This is a genomic window from Salipiger sp. PrR002 (genome assembly GCF_010500775.1).
In the GTDB taxonomy this organism is placed as follows: Bacteria; Pseudomonadota; Alphaproteobacteria; order Rhodobacterales; family Rhodobacteraceae; genus Salipiger.
Map to the genome: position 1 here is coordinate 98908 of NZ_JAAGOU010000009.1, position 23725 is coordinate 122632.

A 23725-nucleotide genomic window follows, 5' to 3' on the forward strand; every position below is an offset into this window, starting at 1 on the left:
ACAGGCTCTATGCCCGTGCCAGAAAAGGCCGCACCACGCCGACGGATAAGGAGAGCCTATGCCCGCGCAGCCAGATCAGCCCCGCTTTGCGCCTGCGGATATGCCGCGCGCATCCAATGGCGCGACCTCTGGCGGGATCGACCTTGGCGGCACCAAGATCGAGGCGCGGCTCTTCGATGCGCAGATGCAGACGCTGGATACCCGCCGCCTGCCGACCCCCGCAGAGGATTTCACCGCTTTCGTAAAGGCTTCGGCCGCGCAGGTGCGCTGGCTGGAAGAGACCTCGGGGCTTGGCGCGGCGCTGCCGGTGGGCATCGGCCTGCCCGGTCTTATCGACCCCGAAAGCGGCCTTGGGTTTGCCGCGAACATCCCCATCACCGGCCATAACCTGCCCGCCGCGCTGGCCGAGGCGCTGGGACGCCCGGTGCCGCTGCTCAACGACTGTCAGGCCTTTGCGCTGTCCGAGGCCCACGGCGGCGCGGGCACCGGGGCGCGGCGGGTGATCGGGCTGATCATGGGCACGGGGATCGGCGCGGGGCTGGCGCAGGACGGGCGTGCGGGCTATCGCGCCAATGGCTCGGCTGTGGAAATTGGTCATATCGGGCTTCCCGCCCACGCGCTTCAGGAGTTGCGCGACCGGCTGGGCGTCGATCTGGCCCTGCGCGACTGTGGTTGCGGACGGCGCGGCTGCTTTGAGACCTGTCTGTCTGGTCCCGGCCTGTCGTGGCTGGCGCGGCAGTATCTCGGCGCTGAACTGGAACCCGCGGATCTTGCGCAGCGCGCTGGCGACGGCGAACGCGCCGCCGAGGTGGTTCTGCAGATCTGGGCGCATCTGGCGGGCGAGTTGCTGCTGACGCTGCAGCTGGCGCATGATCCGGATTGCATCGTGCTGGGGGGCGGCCTGTCGCAGATACCGGGCGTCGAGCTGCGGCTCGCGGCGGCGCTGGAGCGGGTGCGGCTCGGCAGCATGCGCGCGCCAAAGATCGCCATCGCGCAGCATGGCGACAGCTCGGGTGCGCGCGGCGCGGCCCTGCACGCTTTGGCGCAGGCCCGCGACGTCTGACTTGGGGTCGGGCGCTTAGCCCAGCCCGTCTTCGAGCACGCAGCTTTCCAGCACGGTGCCTTCAAAGACCTCGACCAGCCCCAGATCGCTCAGCCTTGGACCGGCGTTGCAGACCAGCGAAGCCCCGAAGAGTGCCTTGAACACCAGATAGGGCGGCTCCCATGTCACCAGCCCGTCGAGCGTCGCGCGCAGCGCCGCGAAGTCGAGCGCCATCTGCGGCAGCGGCGCTTCGCTGATCAGCCCGGCAACCGGCAACGGCAGGCAACTGAGCACCCTGCCCTTCGCCGCGACCGCGAGCCCGCCGCCCGCCGCGCGCACCGCATTTGCGGCGGCGGCCATATCCTCGGGGTTTCGCCCGAAGACCGTGAGGTTGTGGCTGTCATGCGAGACGCTGCTGGCAAACGCGCCGCGCCAGTCGCCCCAGTTCTCGAGGAACGCGGTGCGCATCGGCGTGCCCGCGCCGTGGCGGTTGACGATGCCCATGCGGATCATGTCGTCAGGCAGCACGAGCCGCCCGTTCGCGACCTCCACCCGGCGCTCTCCCCAGACCGGGAAGCGGGGTTTCGACAGCGTCGCGATACGCGCCTGCGGGCCGCGCGCGGGGATCTCGAAATCCTCTGCCGTGATCGGGTCCAGACGCATCGTCTGGGCGAGCGTCGCGGGCACGGGCACAGCGGCGGGCGGCGCGGCAAGCTCGCCGCGTTCCGCCACAAGGCGCCCGTCTGCGATCACCGCGCGGGCCGTCACCGCCTCGACATCCGACAGCAGCACCAGATCGGCGCGGCGTCCCGGCGCGACAAGGCCCAGATCGGACCGCCCGATCCGGCTGGCCGCGTTGAGCGTCGCCGCGCGATAGGCCCAGAGCGGCGGCAGGCCGCAGGAGATCAACAGCCGGATCACCCCGTCGAGCCCGCCCTTGGCCGCCAGATCGTCGGGGAAGATATCATCGGTGCAGAGCGTGACCGTCTGCGGCAACTCGCCAAGCTCCAGCAGCGCCTCTGCCAGTTCCGGCAGCAGATGCGGATGCGAGCCGCGCAGCTCGATGGTGAACCCCGCTTCGAGCTTGGCCATCAGATCCGCCGCGCCGGTCAGCTCGTGGTCGGTCTCGACCCCTGCCGCCGCGAATCCCGCCAGATCGCCGCCCGTAAGGCCACGGGCGTGGCCGCAGACCCGCTTGCCGCTTTGCAGCCCGGCCTGAACGATCCCCGACACGCGCGGATCGCCCTCCAAGAGCGGCTGCATGGTCATCAGTTCCGCCGCGCCATGGGTGTCGCTTCGGTCGAGCCAGCGAGCCACGGTGTCGGGGGTGAAATCGCCGCCGCTGGCCTCGAACCCGGGGGCCGAGGGCACGCAGGTCGGCACCAGCGGCAGCAGGCGCAGCGGCAGCCCTTTGGCGGCGGCGCAGGCGTAGTCCAGCCCCGCCTCGCCCACCACATTGGCCAGCTCATGCGGATCCCACAGCGCTGTCGTGACGCCGCGCGGCACCACTGCGGCGGCATAGTCCGCCGGGGTGATCATCGAGCTTTCCACATGCATGTGGCTGTCGATGAAGCCCGGCACGATGGTCTGGCCATGGGCGCTGATGCGCTGCGTGGCGTCGCGGCTCGGGTCCGGCGCATGGACGCTGGCGATCAGCGGGCCGATGAGGCCGATGTCGGCGTGGCGCGTGCGCCCGGTGACCATGTCGAGCAGCTCGCCGCCCTCGATCAGCAGATCGAAAGGCACCTCGCCGCGCGCGGCGCGCACCGCACGGGCGCGCAGATCGGGGTCGTTGAGATCGGCCGGGAAGCTCATTGCGCGTCCTCCTGCCGCAGCGCGTCGAGGCAGAGCCGGGCAATATCCTCGCGCGGGGCGGTCGGCAGACGGGTCAGCCCCGCCGCGTCGGCGGTGAAGGTCGTCGCGCCGTAGGTGTCATCCGCGGCCACCGAGACCTGCAGCGTCTGGCGCGCAAAGTCGAAGGCCTCGGGGCGGACCAGCGCCAGCGCGGCGACGGGATCGTAGATCGCCATGCCGTCGCGGCCCCGGCTGAGGCCGATGTCGAGGTAGCCGCCCAGAAGGTCGGCGGTCAGCGGATCGGTCTGCGGCATGTCGGCGGCACCGAAGCGGGCCTGACGGCAGATCATCAGGTCGATCACGTCGAGCGGCAGCCCGGCCCGCGCCACCACGTCGGCCGCTTCGGGATCGCAGAGCGCGTTGAACTCGGCCAGCGGCGAATGGTTGCCCGGCCCGTTGCTGCCGCCCATCCAGACCAGCCGCGTGATCCGGGCGGCGGCCTCGGGGTGCGCCTGCACCAGTAGGGCGATATTGGTGAGCGGGCCAAGCGCGAGCACCTCGCGCGGGCCGCCCTGCATCAGCCAATCGGCCAGCGCCTCGATGGCGTCGGCGGGCGGCTGCGGGCCGTCCACGTCGGGCAGAAAACGGCCCCGGCTGTCCATGCCGCGCTCCCCGAGGATCGCCTGTGCGGTCTCGGGCTCGCGCTTCAGCGGGCGGTGGGCCCCCGCGTGCAGCGGTGCGTCGAACCCATAGGCCTGCGCCGCGCCGAGCGCATTGGCGATGACCTGCGGCAGCGGCGAGTTGCCGGCGACCAGCGAGATGCCCTCGACGGTTGCCCCATAGCGGCGCAGCAGTAGCAGCGCCCAGAGATCGTCAAAGCCGTAATCCGTATCGACCCAGAGGCTCATGCGGCAAGGCCCCGCGCGGTCGCGAGCGGCAGATCAAAGGCGATGGTCTCGCCCAAGGCCACCTCGGGCAGGTCGATGGCGGCATCGGCCTTGATCGGGCCGACCGCGCTGTCGATGACATATTCGCGGTGCGCGCCCGCAAAGCTGCAGGCGGCGACGCGGCCCTGATGCGGGCCGCTGCCCACGGTCACCGCTCCCGGGCGCCATGCAAGGATCGGAGCATCGGGACGGGAGGCCAGAGAAAGCCGCCCTTTGGTTGTCACAATCTCCTCGCCCTCTACTTTGAAGATATTCTCGAACCCCATGAATTCCGCCGCAAATGCCGTCTGCGGGCGCGCATAGAGATCGGAGGGCGTGCCGAGTTGTTCGATCTTGCCATCCTTCATCAGCACGATGCGGTCGGCGAGCGCCAGCGCTTCGGCCTGATCGTGGGTGACGAAGACCATGGTGATGCCGGTCTCTTTCTGCACCCGCTGCAATTCGGTGCGCATCTCGAGGCGCAGCCGGGCGTCGAGGTTCGACAGCGGCTCGTCGAGCAGCAGCACCTTGGGCCGCATGACAAGGCTGCGCGCCAGCGCCACGCGCTGCTGCTGACCGCCCGACATTTCAGCCGGTTTGCGCTTTTCGAACCCGGTGAGGCCGACGGTCGCCAGCCCTTCCTCGGTGCGCTGCTTGATCTCGGCCTCGGGCAGCTTCTGCAGGCGCAGGCCGAAGGCGACGTTCTCGTAGGCGGTGAGGTGCGGGAAAAGCGCGTAGCTCTGGAACACCAGCCCGATGCCGCGCTTGTTGGCGGGCACGCGGGTCACGTCGCGCCCGTCGATGGTGATGCTGCCGCCAGTGGGCGACAGCAGCCCGGCGATGGCGCGCATGGTGGTGGTCTTGCCGCAGCCCGACGGCCCGAGCAGCGCGATCAGTTCGCCCTCGCGGATCGACAGATCAAGGTTCGGCACGGCGACCGATTTGCCGTAGCTGAGGGTGAGGTCGGAGAGTTGGACGAAAGCGTCAGACATAGCGAGAGAATCCCAGCAGGCGTTCGGCGGTGAAGACGATGGCGAGCGACATGAAGGCGAGCAGCGCCGAAAGCGCGGCGACGGAGGGATCGAAGGTGATCTCCATATAGGCGAGCATGTCGATGGGCAGGGTGCGGACGCCCGGCCCCGAGAGGAACAGCGAGACCGGCACCTGATTGAAGGAGGTGACGAAGCCGAGGATGAAAGCGGCGAGCACCCCGCCCCGGATGTTCGGCAGCACCACTTTGGTGAAGGCCTGCAGGCGCGTGCAGCCGAGCAGCACGGCGGCCTCTTCCATATCGGCGCGCAGGTTGTGCATGGACGAGCTGACCACGCGCACCGCATAGGGCAGCACCAGCGCGGTATGCGCCATGAAGAGCGCCAGCGTCACCGTGACCCCGGTGGGCACCACCATGTAGCGCAGGAGCGCAAGGCCGACGATGATGCCCGGCACGATGATCGGCGCGGCGACGATGGTGCGCACGGTCTCGGCCATCGGCAGGTCGTAGCGGTTCAGCGCATAGGCGGCGGGCACGCCAAGCAGCAGCGCCGCGAGGGTGCCGAAAACCGCCAACGCCATCGACAGCAGGAAGGAGGCGCGGAAGCTCTCGACGGTGAAGACCTTGAGATACCAGCGCAGGGTCAGCCCTTCGGGCGGGAAGGCGAGATATTCGGTATCCGACGCCCCGGCGAGGATGATGATCAGGAACGGCCCGATCAGGAAGGTCAGCGTAAGGCCCAAGATGGACCAGTTGGCGAGGTGGCGCATGGAGGTGTTCATGAGGTCAGCTCCGGGCGGTGGCGATGCGCTTCAGCAGCAGGTTCGCCGAGAAGGACATGACGATGAGGATCATGGCGATGACGCTGGCCGAGACGAAATCGTTGGAGACGTTAACCCGTTGGTAGAGCAGCGTTTCCAGCATCAGCACCTTGGAGCCGCCGAGGATCGCCGGGGTGATATACGCGGTCAGCGCCCCGGTGAAGACCAGCGTGCCGCCGATGACGAGCCCTTCCTTGGTCAGCGGCAGGATCACCTTGAAGAATACGGCGATCCAGCTTGCGCCCAGCACGCGGGCGGCGGGCACCACGTCACGCGGGATGTTCTCCATGGCCGACACGAGGCTGATGATCATCAGCGGCAGGAACAGTTGCAGCAACCCGAGGAAGACGGCGGTCTCGGTAAACAGCAGCCGCAGCGGCGTGTCCGACAGGCCCAGCCCGGTGATCGCCTCGTTGACGATGCCGGTGCGGCCCAGAATGACGATCCATGCGTAAGTCCGGGCCACGGGCGAGATCATCAGCGGCAGCACCACCATGCCGAACACCTTGCCGCGCGACTTCGGGCCAAGGTTCACGATGCAGAAGGCGGCGGCATAGCCGATCACCGCCGCCGTGCCCGCGACCAGCACGCCCAGTTTCAGCGTGCGCAGAAAGACCGTGCGGTTGAGCGGCGTGGAGAAGAAATCGATGTAGCCCTGCAGCGACCAGCCGCTGCCGTCGCCGCGGAAGGCTTCGGAAAGCAGGATGCCCACCGGCACGAGGAAGAGCAGCGTCGAGAAGATGGCCGCCGGAAGCGCCAGCGCCAGCCCCTCTCGGGTGTTGCGAAACATGATGCGTGTTCCCCTCTGTCTGGGGCTTATGTCGGAACGCGTTCGGCCTGCTGGCCGGAGCGCGCGGATCGCGTGCGATCAGGCGTATTCGGGGGCCATGGACGCCGGGAAATAAGTGACGTCCATGGCCATTCGCGGGGGCTGCAAGGGAGGGAGGGTGCCCCCGGCGATGCGGTTACTGGATGACCTCAGCGTTCCACTGCTCGACCCAGCCTTCGCGGTTGTCGAGCACCTCTGCCGCCGGCAGGATGTTCAGCGCGTCGATCACCTCGGCCCCATAGGTGAGGTTGCTGGCGGCTTCTTCGCTCAGCTCAACCTCTTTGTTGGCCGGGCTGTCGATCAGCATCTCACCGATCTTGGTCTGCACCTCGGTCGAGAGCCAGTAGTCCATGAACTGATATGCCAAATCCTCGTTGCCGTTGTCTTTGGTCATGATCATCACGTTCATGCCGCCGGCCTGGCCTTCTTTGGGTTCGGCCCATGCGAATGGCAGGCCCGCGTCCTTGAAGCTGGCCCATGCGAAACGGCCCACGGGGGCGGCGATCACTTCTTGCTGGTTCATCAGCTGCACCAGCTCGGAGGAGCGCGAGAAGAAGGTCACGATGTCATTCGCATGCGCGCCGACTTCAGAGATCACCGGGCCGAAGTCCTCTTCGTGGCCCATCGCCTTGCCCAGCATCATCAGCGTCAGCGGGCCTTGGGTGGTGGTCACATTGGGCAGCGCCACCTGACCGGCCAGCTCGTCGCCCATCAGATCGCCCCAGCTTTGGATGTCCACCAGATCCGAGCGGTAGACGATGGAGCTGGCATAGAAGGTGTAGCCCACGGCCATGTTGTCGCCGATCGGATCCTTGGCGCTGTCGTAGAGCTTGTCGAAGTTGCTGAGCTTGCTGCTGTCGAGCGGCTGGATCAGCCCCTTGCGCGCCAGCGCCAGCGCGTCCTGCGTCGAGATCACGGCCATGTCGATCACCGGGTCGGCGGCATTGGCTTCGATCTTTGCCATACGCTCGACGCTGTTGCCGGTCTCGACCACCAGATCGCAGCCGCAGATCGCCTCGAAGGGATCGTAGAGCGCTTCTTTGTATTCGTCCTGCGCGAAGGAATAGACCGAGATGGTCAGCGTTTTGTCAGCGGCATGCGCCGCCGTGCCGAATGCGCTGGCGAGCGCGAGAATGGAAAGCGAGGTCTTCATGGCAGTCACTCCGTGTTGGTCGGGGTCTTGGTTGGGTCTTCGTTGATCTTATGCGTGCGCGGCGCGGCGGCAGAGGCGCGCGTCACAAGGCGCATGGGCACCGCATGGCCTGCAGTTGGCGCGGCGCCGCCGGCGATCATGCCGGTGAGCACTTCGAGCGCGCGCTCGGCGATGGTTGCCATGTCCTGCGCGGTTGTGGTCAGCGCCGGATGCATGGCGGTGGCAAAGGGCAGATCGTCAAAGCCGGTGAGGCTGACGTCACCGGGCACCGAAAGCCCCGCGCGCGAAAGATGCGACAGCGCGGCCAGCGCCAGTAGGTCCGAGGTTGCAAGGATCGCCGTGGCGCCCTGACGCACGAGGCCCGGCAGGTCTTCCAGACCCGGTTCACCCCATACGGCTTCAAAGCGCGCACCCTCTCCCAAACCCTCGGTCATGCCGCGCATCCGGTCGCGCTGCACGTCCGACACGCTGTCGCCGCCCAGCAGCACCACATGGCGGTGGCCCAGATCGCGGATATGCCGCCCCAGCAGCGCGCCGCCCCCGGCATGGTCGGCCGAGACGGTGTTGCGCGGATCCGAGACCGTATTGATGGTCACCGAAGGAAGGCCCGGCGCCTCTGGCGAGGTGCCTTTTTGTGGCACGATCACCACCCCGTCGACGCCGCGCCCAATGAGCCGCTGCAAGGCTTCGGCCTGCCGCGCCTCGCTGCCACGGGAGTCGGCGATGAGGATGCCAAGGCCACGCGCCTCGGCGGCAACCGAGAGGTTCTGCGCGATGCGCGGGAACAGCGGATTGGTCAGATCGGGCATGACAAGACCAAGGATACCACTTTGCCCGGTTTTCAGCGCACGCGCCGCGCTGCTGGGCTGATAGCCAAGCTCTGCCGCGCGCGCCTGAATGCGCGCCACCAGATCCTTCGACACCCGCCCCTTGCCGGAGAGCGCGTTCGAGACGGTGGCGGTCGAGACGCCGATATCCTGTGCGATCTGCTTGATGCTGGCCATGATGTCCTCTTTGGTGAAACGATTAATCAGGGCATTTCGCGTCGGTCAACGCCTAATTAAACGATTAATCACGAGAGAAGGCGGCCTACTCGTGTTTGCCCAAAATCTGCGCGCGAGCTCCCGCATGAGGCGTTCTGTTGAGGCTTTGATGCGCGCAAAGCGGCAGCTTCCTGTGCCGGGCGGCACCTGTGGCAAAGCGCGCCCCTGCGGCAACAGCGCCGGGCTGGCCGGGTGAATAGCGCTGGCGCCGCCAAGCAAAGCCTTTAAAAATGAGCAGCATAGGCCGGGAGGGTCCCGCGCATGAGCGCCGAGCATATGCAGGTTCAGCACGAAGAATCAGTCGGAGGCGGGCGGATCACCCTCTCCGGCCCGCTGAGCGTGCAGGAGGTCGGCGCGTTGGAAACGGCGCTTGGCGAAATGCACGGCGGGGACGTCAGCGTCGATCTGGCCGGTGTCACCCGCATGGACACCGCCGGGGCTTGGGCACTCATCGCCTTTGAACAGCGCGTGGCGCAGGCAGGCGGCAGCGTCCGGTTTGAAAACGCCAGCGAAACGGCGACGCTGCTGCTCGACACCGTGCGCAGCGCCATGCCGCAGCCCGATGCCGCAGATCCCGCCCCGCATGGCCCCAAGGCGTTCCTCGAGGCCACGGGCAAGCGGGTCATCGGCGGCTTTGCCTTCGTGCGCGGCTTGCTGGCGTATCTCGGGCTCTTTCTTGCCGGGCTCTTGCGGGTGATCACCCATCCGCGCGAGTTCCGCTTCACCTCGCTGGTCGCGCATTGCGACGATGTGGGCCTGCGCGCCGTGCCGATCGTGTCGCTGATGGCCTTCCTGATCGGCGTGGTGCTGGCCTTTCAGGGCGCGAGCCAGTTGCGCCAGTTCGGGGCCGAGGTCTTCGTGGTCGATCTCATCGCCATCTCGGTGCTGCGCGAACTGGGCATTCTGCTCACCGCGATCATCGTCGCCGGTCGCACCGCCTCGGCCTTCACCGCCGCCATCGGCTCGATGAAGATGCGGCAGGAGATCGACGCCATGCGCACCCTTGGGCTCGACCCGGTGACCGTGCTCTTTGTGCCGCGCATCCTTGCGCTGCTGCTGATGCTGCCGATCCTCGGGCTGGTGGCCGACATCATGGGGCTGTTCGGCGGCGCGCTGATGTCGTGGATCGAGCTTGGGATCTCGCCCTCGATGTTCCGCACCCGGCTGATCGAGGGCACCGATGTGTCGCATGTGATCGTCGGGCTGGTGAAAGCGCCGGTCTTTGCGCTGATCATCGGCGTGGTGGGCTGCCACGCGGGGATGCAGGTGAAGGGCGACGCGGAATCTCTGGGCCGGATGACCTCGAGCGCGGTGGTGACGGCGATCTTTGCGGTGATCGTCGCCGATGCGCTGTTTTCGGTCTTTTTCGCGGAGCTGGGGCTATGAGCGCGCCGCGTGAGACGGTGATCCGGGTGCGCGGGCTGCGCACGCAGTTCGGCAGCCATGTGGTGCATGAGGATCTCGATCTCGATGTCTACCGCGGCGAGGTGCTGGGCGTTGTCGGCGGCTCGGGCACCGGCAAGTCGGTGCTGCTGCGGGCGATCACCGGGCTGGAGACGCCCGCCGCCGGAGACATCGAGGCCTTTGGCACCAAGGTGCTCACCGCCCGCGGCGACGCACGCGAAAGGCTCGACGACCGCTGGGGCGTGATGTTTCAGGATGGCGCGCTGTTTTCGTCGCTGACCGTGCGCGAGAATGTCGAAGTGCCGCTGCAGCGGGTGCCGGGGCTGACTGCGCCGCTGCGCCGCGCACTGGCCGATCTGAAGATCTCGATGGTCGGCCTGCCCTATCGCGCGGGCGATGCTTACCCATCGGAACTGTCGGGCGGGATGCGCAAACGTGCGGGGCTGGCACGGGCGCTGGCGCTCGACCCCGAGATCGTCTTTCTCGACGAGCCCACGGCCGGGCTCGATCCGATCGGGGCCGCGGCCTTCGATCAGCTGATCAACAATCTTACAACGGCGCTGGGACTTACGGTGTTTCTCGTCACTCATGACCTCGACACGCTTTACGCAACCTGCGACCGTATCGCCGTGCTGGCCGAGCGGCGCGTTCTTGTCACCGGCTCGCTGCAGGACATGCTGGAGGTCGATCACCCTTGGGTCCAAGAGTATTTCACCGGACCGCGCGCCCGCCTCGCGCAGGCTGCTGCGGCAAAGCCCGGCGCCGCCGGGCCACAGGCCGGGGCTGAGTGATCATGGAGACGCGCGCCAATTACGTCCTTGTCGGAGCCTTCGCCATCGCGGGCTTCATCGGCCTTCTGGGCTTCCTGCTGTGGTTCGCCAATGTCGAACTCGACAAGCAGTTTGACTATTACGACATCGACTTCCCGTCAGTATCAGGCCTGAGCATCGCCTCGGAGGTGCGCTTTTCCGGCCTCCCCGTCGGACAGGTGGTGAGCCTTGGCCTCTCCCCCGAGGGCGACGGCTCGGTGCGGGTGCGGGCCGAGGTGACCGCCGGAACGCCGGTGCGCAGCAATTCTTTGGCGACGATCGAGGCGCAGGGGGTGACCGGCGTCGGCTATGTGGGCATCACCGCGGGCAGCCCCGGCGCGCGGCTGCTGTCGGATCAGGCCGAGGGCGACGTGCCGATGATCGAGGCCGGACAATCCGCGCTGCAGTCGCTGACCGAGGAAGGCCCCGAGATCCTGTCGGAAACGCTGGAACTGGTGCGCGAGTTGCGCGGCCTCATCGGGGGCGAGACGCAGGCGCGGGTGCAGAATATCTTGGAAAACGTCGAGCGGGCCTCTGCGGATCTGACAAACACGCTTGATGCGATCTCTTCGGTGGCGGACTCGGTGAATGGCTTTGCCGAGGGTGTCGGGACGATCACCGAAAGCATCGACACGCTGAGCCGTGAGGCGGGCACCACGCTGCAGGACGCAAGCGCCGCCATGCGCTCGGTCGAGGCGCTCTCGGAAGAGGCGCGCGGGCTGATCGCGCAAGGCTCTGGAAGCGTGCAGGTGGCCGAGGACTACATCACCACGCAGCTCGGCCCGGCGACAGAACAGGTGCAGCGGTCGGTTGCAGAGATCGAGAGCCGCTTTGCCGCGCTCAGCGACCGGGCCGAGACGCTCGCCAGCACCTTCACCACCACCGGAGAGACCGCGACGCAGCGCCTGGCTGAGGCGCAGCAGACCCTGGCTTCGGTCGATGCGCTGATCGCCGAGCTGACGCAGACCTCGCGCAGCGTGGATGGCGCGGCGCAGCGGCTCGACGGGTTGATCGCGGGCGACACCAGTGCCCTTGTCGCCGAGTTGCGCACCGCCACCGCCGAGGCCACAGCGGTCATCCGCGACTTTGGGCAAACCGCGGGCGGCGATCTGACCGCCATCTTCGAGGACATCCGCAGCGCCACCCGCTCCGCCGCGCAGACCATCGACACGGTGGGCGCGGATCTGACCTCTGCCTCTGGCCAGCTCGATGGGCTGGCGCAAAATGCCTCCGAAACACTGGAGGCGGCGCGGACCACATTCGCCAATGCCAATGAGACGCTCGCGGCGATCAACGGCACGCTGGAGACCGGGGACCGCGCGCTTGTCGCCGCCGAGCGTGCCTTTGACGGAGCCGACAAGGTGATCCGCGACGAGGTGGGCCAGATCACCGCGCAGCTGCGCGAGACGCTGGCGGGCCTCGAAAGCGCGATCGGCACGGTGGCCGGAGAGATCCCCGAAATCACCAGCGAGCTGCGCAGCGCCAGCCGCTCGGCGGCCTCGGCCTTCTCGGGGCTCGAAGGCGCGGTGGGCGATGCCCGCCCGGCGCTGCGCGAGTTCTCCGCCACCGCCCTGCCCCAGTTCGGGCGGCTGGCCGCCGAGGCGCGCGCGCTGATCGACAATCTCGATGCGCTGACCACGCAGATCCGCCGCGATCCGAGCCGCTTCTTCCTCGACCCGCGCGCCCCAGAATATCGAAGGTAGCCCCATATGTTCCAGCTGTCCCCGCGATCCCTGCCCTCCCGCCTGCCCGCCTTGCTGCTTGCGCTCGGGCTTTCGGGCTGCGGTGCCATTGCCGCGCTCGACGACGCCTCGACGCCGCTGGAGATCTACGAGTTGCAGACCCCGCCGATCCAGCCTTCGACGGCGCGCGGGCGGTTGGAGTTGGTGGTTGAGCCGCCGATCGCCAGCGGTGCGCTCTCGACCGAGCGGATCATGATCCGCCCGGCACCGCTGCAGGCGCAATATCTGCCCGGGGTGCGCTGGTCGGATGAGGCCCCGGCGATGCTGCAGACCCTGCTGGTGCGCAGCCTGTCCGAGACCGGCGCCTTCGCCTCGGTCGGGCGGGCACCCTTGGGGGCGCAGGGCGACTACGCCTTGCTGGGAGAGCTCACTGATTTTCAGGCGCAGGGAGCCGAGAGCGGTGCCGCCGTGCGCATCCGGATCATGCTGCGGCTCGTGCGGGAACGCGACGCCTCTGTCGTGGCGGCGCGCACCTTCGAGGTGACCGAACCCGCCGCAGACACCGAGACCGACACGCTGGTGGCCGCCTTCGATCGCGGCACCTCGCGCATTCTGGCCGAGGTGCTGCCTTGGGTCGTCGGCGCGACGCGCGGCGGCGCCTAAGGGACCGGCTGCGACGCCATGCCGGGCTGACAGCTGCGGGCCCTCGGGCTATACTTCGAGTCTGTCGGGACCGCTGCATTCCTTGGGAGGAGAGGCATGGCAACTGCATCACGACGACTTCTACTGAAATCCTATCGCGCCTGGCTTGAGGCGGACGAGGCCTTTCGGCTTGCACAGCGCCGCGTGGCGGACTTGGTGCCAAGCGCGCGGCAGCATCTCTTCGTGCACATTGGCAATCGCGGCTCGAAGGTGCGCCAGCTTTACAACGCGCGGCAGAAGGCACTGGAAACGCTGCTTCTTGCGCGCCAGCAGGTGCTGAAAGAACGCGAGGCGCGGACGCTGAGACTGCAGACGCAGATGCTGCTGGTCTATCGCCCCTAGGGGATGATCCCTCAGGAAACTCTGGGCCGCACAAAGAAAAGGGAGGCGCCCCGTCGGGCACCTCTCTTCTGTCTTTGCGTAGGCGGTAAGCCTCAGGTTTGCGGCGCCACCAGCCGTTCGAGCAGCGTCGCGGGCGTCACCAGCCCGACGCGCACCCCGCCGCGCGTGACCGCCACCGGCGCATTGCGCTCGGTCATGCCTGCAGCGAAGTCGAGCACCGGGGTTTCTTCGTCGACCTCCACTTCGGCCACGCCTTCGACCGGCTGCATCACGTCCTTGGCGCGCAGGAAGCTGAGCGGGTTGGAGTGGGCCACAAACTCGGCCACATAGTCGTTCGCCGGATCGCCTGCGATCTCGTTCGGCGTGCCGCATTGCACGATGCGCCCGCCTTCCATGATCGCGATGCGGTTGCCGATCTTGAACGCCTCGTCGAGGTCGTGGCTGACGAAGATGATCGTGCGCTTGAGCTTGGCTTGCAGTTCCAAAAGCTCATCCTGCAGCTTGGTGCGGATCAGCGGGTCGAGCGCCGAGAAGGGCTCGTCCATCAGCAGGATCGGTGCCTCGGTGGCAAAGGCCCGCGCGAGGCCCACGCGCTGTTGCATGCCGCCCGACAGCTCACCCACCTTATTGTCGGCCCAGTTAGAAAGCCCCACAAGCTCAAGCTGTTCGAGCACTTTCTTGCGGCGATCGGCCTTGCCCATGCCGCCCAGTTCGAGGCCCAGACCGACGTTCTCGGCAACCGAGCGCCACGGCAGCAGGCCGAACTGCTGGAACACCATGGCGACGCGCTCGCGGCGGATACGGCGCAGGTCGGCGGGCGCGGCCTTGGTGACGTTGACGAGGCTGTCGCCCTCGCGCACATGCACCCCGCCGCGCACCACAGGGTTCAGCCCGTTGATGCCGCGCAGCAGCGTCGATTTGCCCGAGCCCGACAGGCCCATGAGCACGAGGATTTCGCCCTCTTCGACGTCGAGGTTGCAGTCGTGCACGCCCAGCACCTGCCCGGTGCGCTCTTGGATGGCAGAGCGGTCCAGCCCCTCGTCCATCAGCGGTAGCGCGCTTTCCGGCTCTTCGCCGAAGACGATGGAGACATTGTCGATTTTGACAGCGGTGGTCATTTCTTGTCGCCTCCGAAGTTGAGCATACGGTCGAGCAGAATGGCGACCACCACGATCACCAGCCCGCTTTCAAAGCCAAGCGAGGTGTTCACTTGGTTGAGCGCGCGGACCACCGGCACGCCAAGGCCGTCGGCACCCACGAGAGCCGCGATCACCACCATCGACAGCGCCAGCATGATGGTCTGGTTGAGACCCGCCATGATCTGCGGCAGCGCATAGGGCAGTTCGGCCTTGAACAGCACGTCACGGTTGGTGCCGCCAAAGGCGCGGACCGCCTCGGTCAGCCGCTCGGGGGTCGAGGAGACACCCAGCTGCGTCAGGCGGATCGGCGCGGGCAGCACAAAGATCACCGTGGCGATGAGGCCCGGCACCATGCCGATGCCGAAGAAGACGATCGCCGGGATCAGATACACGAAGGTGGGCAGCGTCTGCATCAAATCGAGGATCGGACGCAGCACCGCGTAAAGCCGGGGCCGGTGCGCGGCGGCGATGCCCACGGGCACGCCGATGGCCATGCAGACCACGCAAGCCGACAGCACCAGCGTCAGGCTCTCGGTGGTCTCTTCCCAGTAGCCCTGGTTGAGGATGAACAGGAAGCCAAGCGCGATGAAGGCGCAGATCTTCCAGCTGCGCTGCATCAGCCACGCGAAGGCGACGAAGACAGCGATGATGATGAACGGGTGGGGCTCTTGCAGCACCCAGAGAATACCGTCGATCATCGCTTCCAGCACGACGGAAAGCAGATCGAGAAACCCTTCGGCGTGGTCGCGGATACCTTCGAAGATCGCGGCCGCGAAGTCGCCGACGGGGATTTTATACGAGGTCAGCCAGTCCAAGGCAGCTCTCCTTATCTATGAGAGTTGAGGAGGGAGGCAGGCGCCCCCACGCGGTCGCGGAGACGCCGGGCACACACCTCGGATCAGAGGCCCAGTGCGGTTTTGACCGCCGGCAGCCCCGGTTCGCCGTCCAGAGTGGTCACGCCGTCGAGCCAGCCGTCAAGAATTTCGGGGTTCGCGGTCAGCCATGTGGTTGCCGCGTCCTCGGCCTTTTCGCCGTCGTTGAGGATCGCGCCCATGATCTCGTTTTCCATCTCGAGGGTGAACTCGAGGTTGGTCAGCAGCTTGCCGACGTTCGGGCATTCCTCGACATAGCCGGCACGGGTGTTGGTGTAGACCGTGGCACCGCCGAAGTCGGGGCCGAACCATTCGTCACCGCCCGAAAGATAGGTGAGGTCGAAGTTGGCGTTCATCGGGTGCGGCTCCCAGCCGAGGAAGACGATAGGCTCGTCCTTCTTCGACAGGCGCGATACCTGGCTGAGCATCCCCTGCTCGGAGCTTTCCTTGACGTCGAACTCTTTGAGATCGAAGGCGTTGGCCTCGATCATATCCATGATCAAGCGGTTGCCGTCGTTGCCCGGCTCGATGCCGTAGATGGTCTCATCCAGCTCGTCGGCATGCGCGGCGATGTCGGCGAAATCCTTGATCCCAAGCGCGGCACCGGCGGCATTGGTGGCCAGCGTGTACTTCGCGCCTTCGAGATTCGCCCGGACGGTGTCGACCGTTCCGGCCTCACGGTAAGGCGCGATGTCGCCCTCCATCGTGGGCATCCAGTTGCCAAGGAAGATGTCCATGTCGCCCTCTTCCAGCGACACATAGGTCACCGGCACCGACAGAACGCGGGTCTCGGTGTCATACCCCAGCGCTTTCAACACGGTAGAGGTGGCGGCGGTGGTTGCTGTGATGTCCGTCCAGCCCACGTCCGAGAACTTTACTTTGGAGCAATCTGCAGCGGCGGCGGTTGCGCAAAGAGCGAGAGCGGAGGTGGTCAGTACGAGTTTCATAGGGTCCCCTTTGGAGGTTAGCGTGATGAAGTCTGAGTTATTGATTGACGAGTCAATTAATGACGGGGTATCCCAGAAAAGCAACCAGAAATCTGTGGGAGCCCCGCATGGCACGCAAATCCGAGGAAGAAAGACGCAGGGATCTGATCGCTGCGACGATCCGCGAGATCGGCGCGTCGGGGACTCTCAACGTCACCACCAGCCAGATCGCCAAAAGCGCCGGTGTCTCGCCGGGGCTGGCGTTCCATTACTTCCACGACAAGGACACGCTGTTTCTGGCAGCGATGCGTTCTATCCTCGCGGAATATAAGGCAGATGTGACGCAGGCTCTGGCCGGGTCGAAAACCCCCGACGAACGCGTGAACGCGATCGTTCAGGCCAGTTTCGGCATGGGCAGCTTCCGCCGCGAGGCGATCTCGGCATGGGTGAATTTTTACGCACTCGCGCTGCGCTCGGAAGAGGCGCGGCGGCTGCTCTATCTCTATCAGCGCCGACTGCACAGCAATCTGGTCTGCGCGCTGCGCCCGAAGATTCGCGAACGCGCACCCGACGTGGCGCGGCGAATCGGCGGCCTGATCGACGGGCTCTATCTGCGCTACGCGCTAGATACCAAGATGCTGCGCCCGCCCGAGGAAGCCCTCGGCGACGTCGACGGCACTGAAGGCGCTGAACATGTGCTGCGGGCGATCGCCGCCGAATGCACCGAAGTCCACGAAAACGACGACATCTCCATGGCGGAGGCCGATCCCGACCCGATGGCCCCCCTTGCAGGACCCCAGGAGTAAACATGACCACATCCTATCAACCCGCCGGCAGCCACTTCATCAACGGCCGCTACGTCGAAGACACCGCAGGCGAGAAGATCGAGGTGATCTATCCGCACACCGGCGAGGTTATCGCCACCCTGCATGCCGCGACCCCGGCGATCATCGACGAAGCGCTCGCCAGCGCCGAGGCCGCCCAGAAGGCATGGGGCGCGCTGTCGGGCACCGAGCGTGGCCGTGTGCTGCGCAAGGCCGCCGATCTGCTGCGCGAGCACAACCGCGCGCTGTCGGAGGTGGAAACTCATGACACCGGCAAGCCGATGTCCGAAACGCTGATCGCCGACGCCGCCTCGGGCGCCGAGGCGCTGGAGTATTTCGGCGGCCTCGCTGGCACGCTGACCGGCGAGCATATCCCCGTCGCGGGCGGCGATTTCGTCTACACCCGGCGCGAGCCGCTGGGCGTCTGCGTCGGCATCGGCGCGTGGAACTACCCGATCCAGATCGCCAGCTGGAAGGCCGCCCCGGCGCTGGCCTGCGGCAACGCGATGGTCTTCAAACCCTCCGAGATGACGCCGCTCACCGCGCTGAAGCTCGCCGAGCTGCTGATTGAGGCGGGCGCGCCCGCGGGCATCTTCAACGTCGTGCAGGGCTATGGCCCGGTTGGTGCGTCGCTGGTCACCGACCCGCGCGTCGACAAGGTTTCGCTCACCGGCTCGGTGCCCACGGGCCGCAAGGTCTATGCCGCCGCCGCCGAGGGCATCCGCCATGTGACCATGGAACTGGGCGGCAAATCCCCCATCGTGGTGTTTGACGATGCCGATCTGGAAAGCGCCGTCTCCGCCGCGATCAACGGCAACTTCTACTCGACCGGCCAGATCTGCTCGAACGGCACCCGGGTCTTCGTGCAGGACGGGCTCTATGACAAATTCGTCGCCCGCGTCGCCGAGCGCATGGAAAACGCGGTGATCGGCGATCCCATGGATGAGGCCACCACCATCGGCCCGATGGTCTCGGCCCGCCAGCGCGAGATCGTCGAAGGCTACATCAAGAAGGGCGTCGAGGAAGGCGCGCGTCTGGTGAAAGGCGGCAAGCTGATCGACGGCGCGGGCTTCTACATCGAGCCGACGCTCTTTGCCGATGTCACCGACGAGATGACCATCGCGCGCGAGGAAATCTTTGGCCCGGTCATGTCGGTGCTGAAGTTCGCCACCGAAGAAGAGGCGCTGACCCGCGCCAATGACACGCAGTTCGGCCTCGCCGCCGGTGTCTTCACCAATGACCTCACCCGCGCGCATCGCGTCGCGGCGGGTTTTGAGGCGGGCACCTGCTATATCAACGCCTATAACCTCACCCCGGTCGAGGCCCCCTTTGGCGGGTCGAAAAACTCGGGTGTGGGCCGCGAGAACTCCAAGGCGGCGATCGAGCACTACAGCCAGTTGAAATCGGTCTACGTCGGCATGGCGCCGACCGAGGCCCCGTTCTGAGGAGGCCCTTCATGCAAGCGGATTTCGTCATCGTCGGCGCGGGCTCTGCGGGCTGCGCCATCGCCTACCGGCTCGCGGAAGCGGGCCGGAAGGTCATCGTCATCGAGCATGGCGGCACCGATGCCGGGCCCTTCATCCAGATGCCCGGCGCGCTGTCCTATCCGATGAACATGAAGCGTTACGACTGGGGGTATGAATCCGAGCCCGAGCCGCATCTGGGCGGGCGCCGTCTGGCGACCCCGCGCGGCAAGGTGCTGGGCGGCTCCTCGTCGATCAACGGCATGGTCTATGTGCGCGGCCACGCGCGCGACTTCGACACATGGGAAGAGATGGGCGCGCAGGGCTGGGCCTATGCCGACGTGCTGCCCTACTACAAGCGCATGGAGACATGGCACGAGGGTGGCCACGGCGGCGATCCCGACTGGCGCGGCAAGGACGGCCCGCTGCATGTCTCGCGCGGCAAGCGTGACAACCCTCTCACCCGCGCGTTTGTCGAGGCCGGGGTGCAGGCGGGCTATGAGGCCACCGACGACTACAACGGCCAAAAGCAGGAAGGCTTCGGCCCGTTCGATGCGACCGTCTACAAAGGTGAGCGCTGGTCGGCCTATAAGGCCTATCTCAAACCCGCCATGGCCAGCGGCAACGTCGAGCTGGTGCGCGGCCTCGCCCGCAAGGTGGTGATCGAGAACGGCCGCGCCACCGGTGTCGAGCTGGAGCGCAAGGGCAAGATCGAGGTGATCAAGGCAGAGGCCGAGGTGATCCTCTCTGCCAGTTCGATCAACTCGCCGAAGATGCTGATGCTCTCGGGCATCGGCCCGGCCGAGCACCTGAAAGAGCATGGCATCGAGGTGGTCGCAGACCGCGCCGGTGTCGGCCAGAACCTGCAGGACCACCTCGAGCTTTACATCCAGCAGGCGGCCACCCAGCCGGTGTCGCTGTTCAAATATTGGAACCTCTTCGGCAAGGCGCTGGTGGGGGCGCAATGGCTGTTCACCCGCAGCGGACCGGGCGCCTCGAACCAATTCGAAAGCGCCGCCTTCATCCGCTCGAAAGCCGGTGTGGAATATCCCGATATCCAGTATCACTTCCTGCCCATCGCGGTGCGCTACGATGGCAAGGCGGCGGCAGAGGGCCACGGGTTCCAAGCCCACGTCGGGCCGATGCGCTCGAAATCGCGCGGCGCGGTGACGCTGAAGTCCAGCGATCCCAAGGACGCGCCCAGCATCTTCTTCAACTACATGTCGCATGAGGATGACTGGGCCGACTTCCGCACCTGCATCCGCCTCACCCGCGAGATTTTCGGTCAGGAGGCCTTTGCCCCCTATCGCGGCCATGAGATCCAGCCGGGCGACGCGGTGCAGACCGATGAGCAGCTCGACGACTTCATCCGCGAGCACGCCGAGAGCGCCTATCACCCCTGCGGCACCTGCCGGATGGGCGCGGCGAGCGATCCGATGGCGGTGGTCGATCCCGAATGCCGGGTGATCGGTGTCGAGGGGCTGCGGGTCGCCGACAGTTCGATCTTCCCGCAGATCACCAACGGCAACCTCAACGCGCCGTCGATCATGAGCGGCGAGAAGGCGGCGGACCATATCCTTGGAAAGCAGCCCCTGCCCCGCGACAACGGCCAGCCGTGGATCCATCCCGACTGGCAGACCTCGCAGCGCTGACCCCCTGCCCCACGTCGCCGCCCGCGCGGCGGCGTGGACGCAACGCTTGGTCATCCCCCGGTGTTGCACAACTACATGATGCCGTGAATCGATTTTCACGTTACGCTCTTCACAGGCAAGAGCAGGACAAGAAGATGATCACGACATCCCCCAGACCATGGGTCCGGGCGGGCGCGATGATCGTCGCACTCGCAGCGACCCTTGGCGGTTGCGGCAGTTCGGCGCCACGCACCGCCACCCTTTCCGCCAGCGAAACGCAGGCGCTTTATATCCGCGAAAACCGTGCCAGCGGCATCCCCCGCCGCTTTGGCGACACCGATCCCCACGCGTGGGACTCGGTCAGCCCCTCGCGCTACCCGGTGCACGGGCTCGATGCGGCACGCTATCAGGGGGCGATCGACTGGCGCGAGGCCCGCGACGCGGGCATTCGCTTCGGCTATCTCAAGGCGACCGAGGGCGGGGATCACATTGATCCGGCCTTTGCACAGAACGCCGCCGGGGCGCGGGCCGCGGGTGTGCCGGTGGGGGCCTATCACTTCTACTATTTCTGCCGCCCGGCGCGCGAGCAGGCGGCGTGGTTCATCGCCAATGTCCCGAAACGGCGCGGAGATCTGCCACCGATCCTCGACATGGAGTGGAACCACCTCTCGCCCACCTGCCGCATCCGCCCGCCCGCAGACGAGGTGCGCGCCAGCATCCGCGAATTCTCCCGCATCGTCGAGCGCCACTACGGCACCGCCCCGGTGATCTACACCACGCCAGACTTCTATGCCCGCAACGATCTGGGCTCGCTGCATGGCACGGAGTTCTGGCTGCGCTCGGTCACCGCGCACCCGTCCGAGCGCTACCCCGACGAGCGCTGGAGCTTCTGGCAGTACACCGGCACCGGTCTGGTGCCCGGGGTGCGCGGGCCGGTGGACCTCAACGCCTTTGCCGGGAATGAAGCGAACTGGCGCGCTTGGCTGGCGGCGCGCAGTCAGGGATAGCGGAACAAGAGCCGGACGCGCGCCTGCCCGTGGGTTGGCGCGCCGCCCCATGGGGGTCATTGCTTTAGCTCAGCCACATCCGGACGACCTCAATCGCTGCACGAGGATGACAAAGCGCCAGCCCGCCGGGACGGGCAGGCGCTCGCCCGGCGGCCTGCGGCCTTTGCTCCGGGCGGAGCAGCGCGCGCTTGCCCGTGGGATGGCGCCGCGCCTTTGCCGCCCCTCTGCCCGGGCGACCAGCCCGGGCCGCGCCCGACCCTCCCCATGGGAGGGCGCACTGACAACGTCGCCCGGCTGCGCGTAGGGCGTAAGGGCTTGCTAGATAAACCGCATTGCACCAGCCTTGCGCCGCGCCCACCCAGGGTCGGGCACGGCCCTCAGCGCACAAAAAGAACATCCTCCGGCCCCCTCCGCCGCGCGGCGAACAGCACCCGTGCCCTGCGCCACAAGCCGGAACACCCTCCTGCCCCTCTGCCATGATACACTCTCGCGCGCAGGCCGCCCGCGCGCGCAGGCACCCGGCAGGGCTTGCGTCCCCGGCCCATATCCGGTCTACCGCGCCGCAAGGGGGAGGCCGGACGAAAACGAGAGACTCGGATGGCCGAAGTACAGACATCAGGTGCCGCGATCACCTTCGACAAGCTGGGAAAGTCCTTTGACAAAAAGGGCTCCGGCACCGTCATGGCGCTCGAGGATGTGAACCTCGACGTCGCCCCCGGCACGATCACCGGGATCATCGGACGTTCCGGCGCGGGCAAATCGACGCTGCTGCGCATGGTCAACGGGCTCGAGCAGCCGACCTCCGGCACGGTCACCGTCGCCGGACATGACGTCGGTCGCGCCGGTGCCGCAGACCTGCGGCGGATCCGCCGCGAGGTCGGGATGATCTTCCAGCACTTCAACCTGCTGAGCTCGCGCACGGTTTACGGCAACGTCGCCCTGCCGCTCGAGATCGCAGGCGTGCCCGGTGCCGAGATCAAGCGCCGGGTCAACGACCTCATCGGGCGCGTCGGCCTCGAGCAGTTCAGCAACCGCTACCCGGCAGAGCTTTCGGGCGGGCAGAAGCAGCGCGTCGGCATCGCCCGCGCGCTCGCCACGCAGCCCAAGGTGCTGCTCTCGGACGAGGCCACCTCGGCGCTCGACCCCGAGACCACGCAGACCGTGCTGAAGCTGCTGGCCGACATCAACCGCGACCTCGGGCTGACCATCCTGCTGATCACCCACGAGATGGCCGTGGTCCGCGACATCGCCAGCCATGTGGCGGTGATCGACGGCGGCAAGATCGTCGAGGCGGGCTCGACCTATGAGGTCTTTGCCGACCCCAAGCATCCGACCACGCGCTCGTTCCTGTCGGGCATCACCGGCATCACCCTGCCGAGCTTCGTCGCTGGAAAGCTGCAGGCCGAGCGCCCGCAGGGCGACAGCCACGAGGTGATCCGCATCACCTTCGCCGGGACCCATGCGACCGATCCGATGCTGGCCAAGCTCACTTCCGAGCTCGGGATTCCGGTCAATATCCTCGCGGGCGCGATCGAAGAGATCGGCCCGCACCCCTTCGGCAACCTGCTGGTCTCAGTCGAGGCCACGCGCGGCGCCGAAGCCCGCGCCTATCTTGAACGTCACGAGCTGCTCACGGAGGTGCTCGGCTATGTCGGCTAACCTCATCAACCTGCTGATCGAAGCCACGCTTCAGACCCTCTATATGGTCGCCATCTCCGGCGCGCTCGGCACGCTGTTCGGCCTGCCCATCGGCGTCTATCTTGCCGTGTCGCAACGCGGCGAGCTGCTGTCCTCGCCTTGGGTGAACAAGGTGCTGGGGCTGATCGTCAACGCGACGCGCTCGGTGCCTTTCATCATCCTTGTGGTGGCGATCATCCCCTTCACCCGGCTGATCGCGGGCACCTCGATTGGCACCAGCGCCGCCATCGTGCCGCTGACCATCGCCGCCGTCCCGTTCATCGCGCGTCTGGTGGAGAACGCCATCCGCGAGGTCGACAGCGGCCTCATCGAAGCCGCCCGCGCCATGGGCGCCACGCCGCTGCAGATCATCCGCAAGGTGCTGATCCCCGAGGCGCTGCCCGGCATCACCCTTGGCCTGACGCTCGCGCTGGTCAGCCTCATCGGCTACTCGGCCATGGTTGGCGCCGTGGGCGGCGAGGGCCTTGGCGATCTCGGCATTCGCTACGGCTACCAGCGCTTCATGCCCGAGGTGATGCTGGCGGTGGTCGTCATTCTCATCGTGCTGGTCCAGCTCGTGCAGTCCCTCGGCGAGGGGCTGGCCAGACTGGTCGACAAGCGCGCGCCGCGCAACCGCGGCCGCTGAAC

Annotated in this window: 22 protein-coding genes; 12 read left to right on the forward strand and 10 right to left on the reverse strand. The window is 66.9% G+C overall.

Going from position 1 to position 23725, the window contains the following annotated elements; genetic code table 11:
* Positions 1 to 58 precede the first annotated feature (58 nt).
* On the forward strand, positions 59 to 1063 hold the full coding sequence (locus G0A00_RS11625; RefSeq protein ID WP_235952967.1) for an ROK family protein: 1005 nt from the start codon (positions 59 to 61) through the stop codon (positions 1061 to 1063).
* Positions 1064 to 1078: 15 nt separating this feature from the next.
* Here G0A00_RS11625 and G0A00_RS11630 read toward each other — a convergent pair whose 3' ends face one another.
* From G0A00_RS11630 to G0A00_RS11660, 7 genes are all read right to left on the reverse strand, one after another.
* Positions 1079 to 2857 carry an adenine deaminase gene (locus G0A00_RS11630; protein WP_164180405.1) on the reverse strand — a complete coding sequence of 593 codons (1779 nt, stop codon included), beginning with the start codon at positions 2855 to 2857 and terminating at the stop codon, positions 1079 to 1081.
* Entirely contained in the window at positions 2854 to 3744 is an 891-nt protein-coding gene (locus tag G0A00_RS11635; RefSeq protein WP_164180403.1) for a nucleoside hydrolase, read from the reverse strand. The genes G0A00_RS11630 and G0A00_RS11635 overlap by 4 nt, the downstream gene beginning before the upstream one ends.
* A complete protein-coding gene (locus G0A00_RS11640; RefSeq protein ID WP_164180402.1) occupies positions 3741 to 4754 on the reverse strand; it encodes an ABC transporter ATP-binding protein in 1014 nt (337 codons plus the stop codon). Before G0A00_RS11640 ends, G0A00_RS11635 begins: the two co-directional genes overlap by 4 nt.
* The gene (locus G0A00_RS11645; RefSeq protein WP_203595350.1) at positions 4747 to 5535 is read right to left on the reverse strand and encodes an ABC transporter permease; all 789 of its coding nucleotides are present in this window, start codon (positions 5533 to 5535) and stop codon (positions 4747 to 4749) included. The genes G0A00_RS11640 and G0A00_RS11645 overlap by 8 nt, the downstream gene beginning before the upstream one ends.
* A 4-nt stretch (positions 5536 to 5539) precedes the next feature.
* Positions 5540 to 6364: an ABC transporter permease gene (locus tag G0A00_RS11650; protein ID WP_164180401.1), complete on the reverse strand. Its 825-nt coding sequence runs from the start codon at positions 6362 to 6364 to the stop codon at positions 5540 to 5542.
* Positions 6365 to 6539: 175 nt separating this feature from the next.
* Positions 6540 to 7556: a PotD/PotF family extracellular solute-binding protein gene (locus tag G0A00_RS11655; protein WP_164180400.1), complete on the reverse strand. Its 1017-nt coding sequence runs from the start codon at positions 7554 to 7556 to the stop codon at positions 6540 to 6542.
* Positions 7557 to 7561: 5 nt separating this feature from the next.
* A complete protein-coding gene (locus tag G0A00_RS11660) occupies positions 7562 to 8560 on the reverse strand; it encodes a LacI family DNA-binding transcriptional regulator (RefSeq protein ID WP_164180399.1) in 999 nt (332 codons plus the stop codon).
* Positions 8561 to 8860: 300 nt separating this feature from the next.
* Here G0A00_RS11660 and G0A00_RS11665 point away from each other — a divergent pair, with 300 nt between their 5' ends.
* From G0A00_RS11665 to G0A00_RS11685, 5 genes are all read left to right on the forward strand, one after another.
* Positions 8861 to 9985 (forward strand): ABC transporter permease, encoded by a 1125-nt coding sequence (locus G0A00_RS11665; RefSeq protein WP_164180398.1) that lies wholly within the window; start codon positions 8861 to 8863, stop codon positions 9983 to 9985.
* Entirely contained in the window at positions 9982 to 10794 is an 813-nt protein-coding gene (locus G0A00_RS11670; protein ID WP_164180397.1) for an ABC transporter ATP-binding protein, read from the forward strand. The genes G0A00_RS11665 and G0A00_RS11670 overlap by 4 nt, the downstream gene beginning before the upstream one ends.
* 2 nt (positions 10795 to 10796) lie before the next feature.
* Entirely contained in the window at positions 10797 to 12515 is a 1719-nt protein-coding gene (locus tag G0A00_RS11675; RefSeq protein WP_164180396.1) for an MlaD family protein, read from the forward strand.
* 6 nt (positions 12516 to 12521) lie between these two features.
* On the forward strand, positions 12522 to 13157 hold the full coding sequence (locus G0A00_RS11680; RefSeq protein WP_164180394.1) for an ABC-type transport auxiliary lipoprotein family protein: 636 nt from the start codon (positions 12522 to 12524) through the stop codon (positions 13155 to 13157).
* Between the two features lie 96 nt (positions 13158 to 13253).
* Positions 13254 to 13538 carry a hypothetical protein gene (locus tag G0A00_RS11685; protein WP_066109941.1) on the forward strand — a complete coding sequence of 95 codons (285 nt, stop codon included), beginning with the start codon at positions 13254 to 13256 and terminating at the stop codon, positions 13536 to 13538.
* A 92-nt stretch (positions 13539 to 13630) separates the two neighbouring features.
* On the opposite strand, the gene choV is transcribed toward G0A00_RS11685, so the two are convergent.
* The 3 genes from choV to G0A00_RS11700 all read right to left on the reverse strand — a co-directional run bounded on the left by choV (position 13631) and on the right by G0A00_RS11700 (position 16496).
* Positions 13631 to 14656 carry a choline ABC transporter ATP-binding protein gene (gene choV / locus G0A00_RS11690; RefSeq protein WP_164180392.1) on the reverse strand — a complete coding sequence of 342 codons (1026 nt, stop codon included), beginning with the start codon at positions 14654 to 14656 and terminating at the stop codon, positions 13631 to 13633.
* On the reverse strand, positions 14653 to 15492 hold the full coding sequence (gene choW / locus G0A00_RS11695; RefSeq protein WP_164180391.1) for a choline ABC transporter permease subunit: 840 nt from the start codon (positions 15490 to 15492) through the stop codon (positions 14653 to 14655). The genes choV and choW overlap by 4 nt, the downstream gene beginning before the upstream one ends.
* An 83-nt stretch (positions 15493 to 15575) precedes the next feature.
* Positions 15576 to 16496, reverse strand: coding sequence for a choline ABC transporter substrate-binding protein (locus tag G0A00_RS11700; RefSeq protein ID WP_164180390.1), 921 nt, complete (start codon positions 16494 to 16496; stop codon positions 15576 to 15578).
* A gap of 107 nt (positions 16497 to 16603) precedes the next feature.
* Here G0A00_RS11700 and betI point away from each other — a divergent pair, with 107 nt between their 5' ends.
* From betI to G0A00_RS11730, 6 genes are all read left to right on the forward strand, one after another.
* A complete protein-coding gene (gene betI, locus G0A00_RS11705) occupies positions 16604 to 17281 on the forward strand; it encodes a transcriptional regulator BetI (protein WP_164180389.1) in 678 nt (225 codons plus the stop codon).
* Positions 17282 to 17283: 2 nt separating this feature from the next.
* A complete protein-coding gene (betB, locus tag G0A00_RS11710; RefSeq protein WP_164180388.1) occupies positions 17284 to 18744 on the forward strand; it encodes a betaine-aldehyde dehydrogenase in 1461 nt (486 codons plus the stop codon).
* 11 nt (positions 18745 to 18755) lie between these two features.
* Positions 18756 to 20414, forward strand: coding sequence for a choline dehydrogenase (gene betA, locus G0A00_RS11715; RefSeq protein ID WP_164180387.1), 1659 nt, complete (start codon positions 18756 to 18758; stop codon positions 20412 to 20414).
* Between the two features lie 134 nt (positions 20415 to 20548).
* Positions 20549 to 21400: a GH25 family lysozyme gene (locus G0A00_RS11720; RefSeq protein ID WP_164180385.1), complete on the forward strand. Its 852-nt coding sequence runs from the start codon at positions 20549 to 20551 to the stop codon at positions 21398 to 21400.
* Positions 21401 to 21997: 597 nt separating this feature from the next.
* A complete protein-coding gene (locus G0A00_RS11725) occupies positions 21998 to 23059 on the forward strand; it encodes a methionine ABC transporter ATP-binding protein (RefSeq protein WP_164180383.1) in 1062 nt (353 codons plus the stop codon).
* Positions 23049 to 23723, forward strand: a complete 675-nt coding sequence (locus G0A00_RS11730) for a methionine ABC transporter permease (RefSeq protein ID WP_066109917.1) — start codon at positions 23049 to 23051, stop codon at positions 23721 to 23723. Before G0A00_RS11725 ends, G0A00_RS11730 begins: the two co-directional genes overlap by 11 nt.
* Positions 23724 to 23725 lie beyond the last annotated feature (2 nt).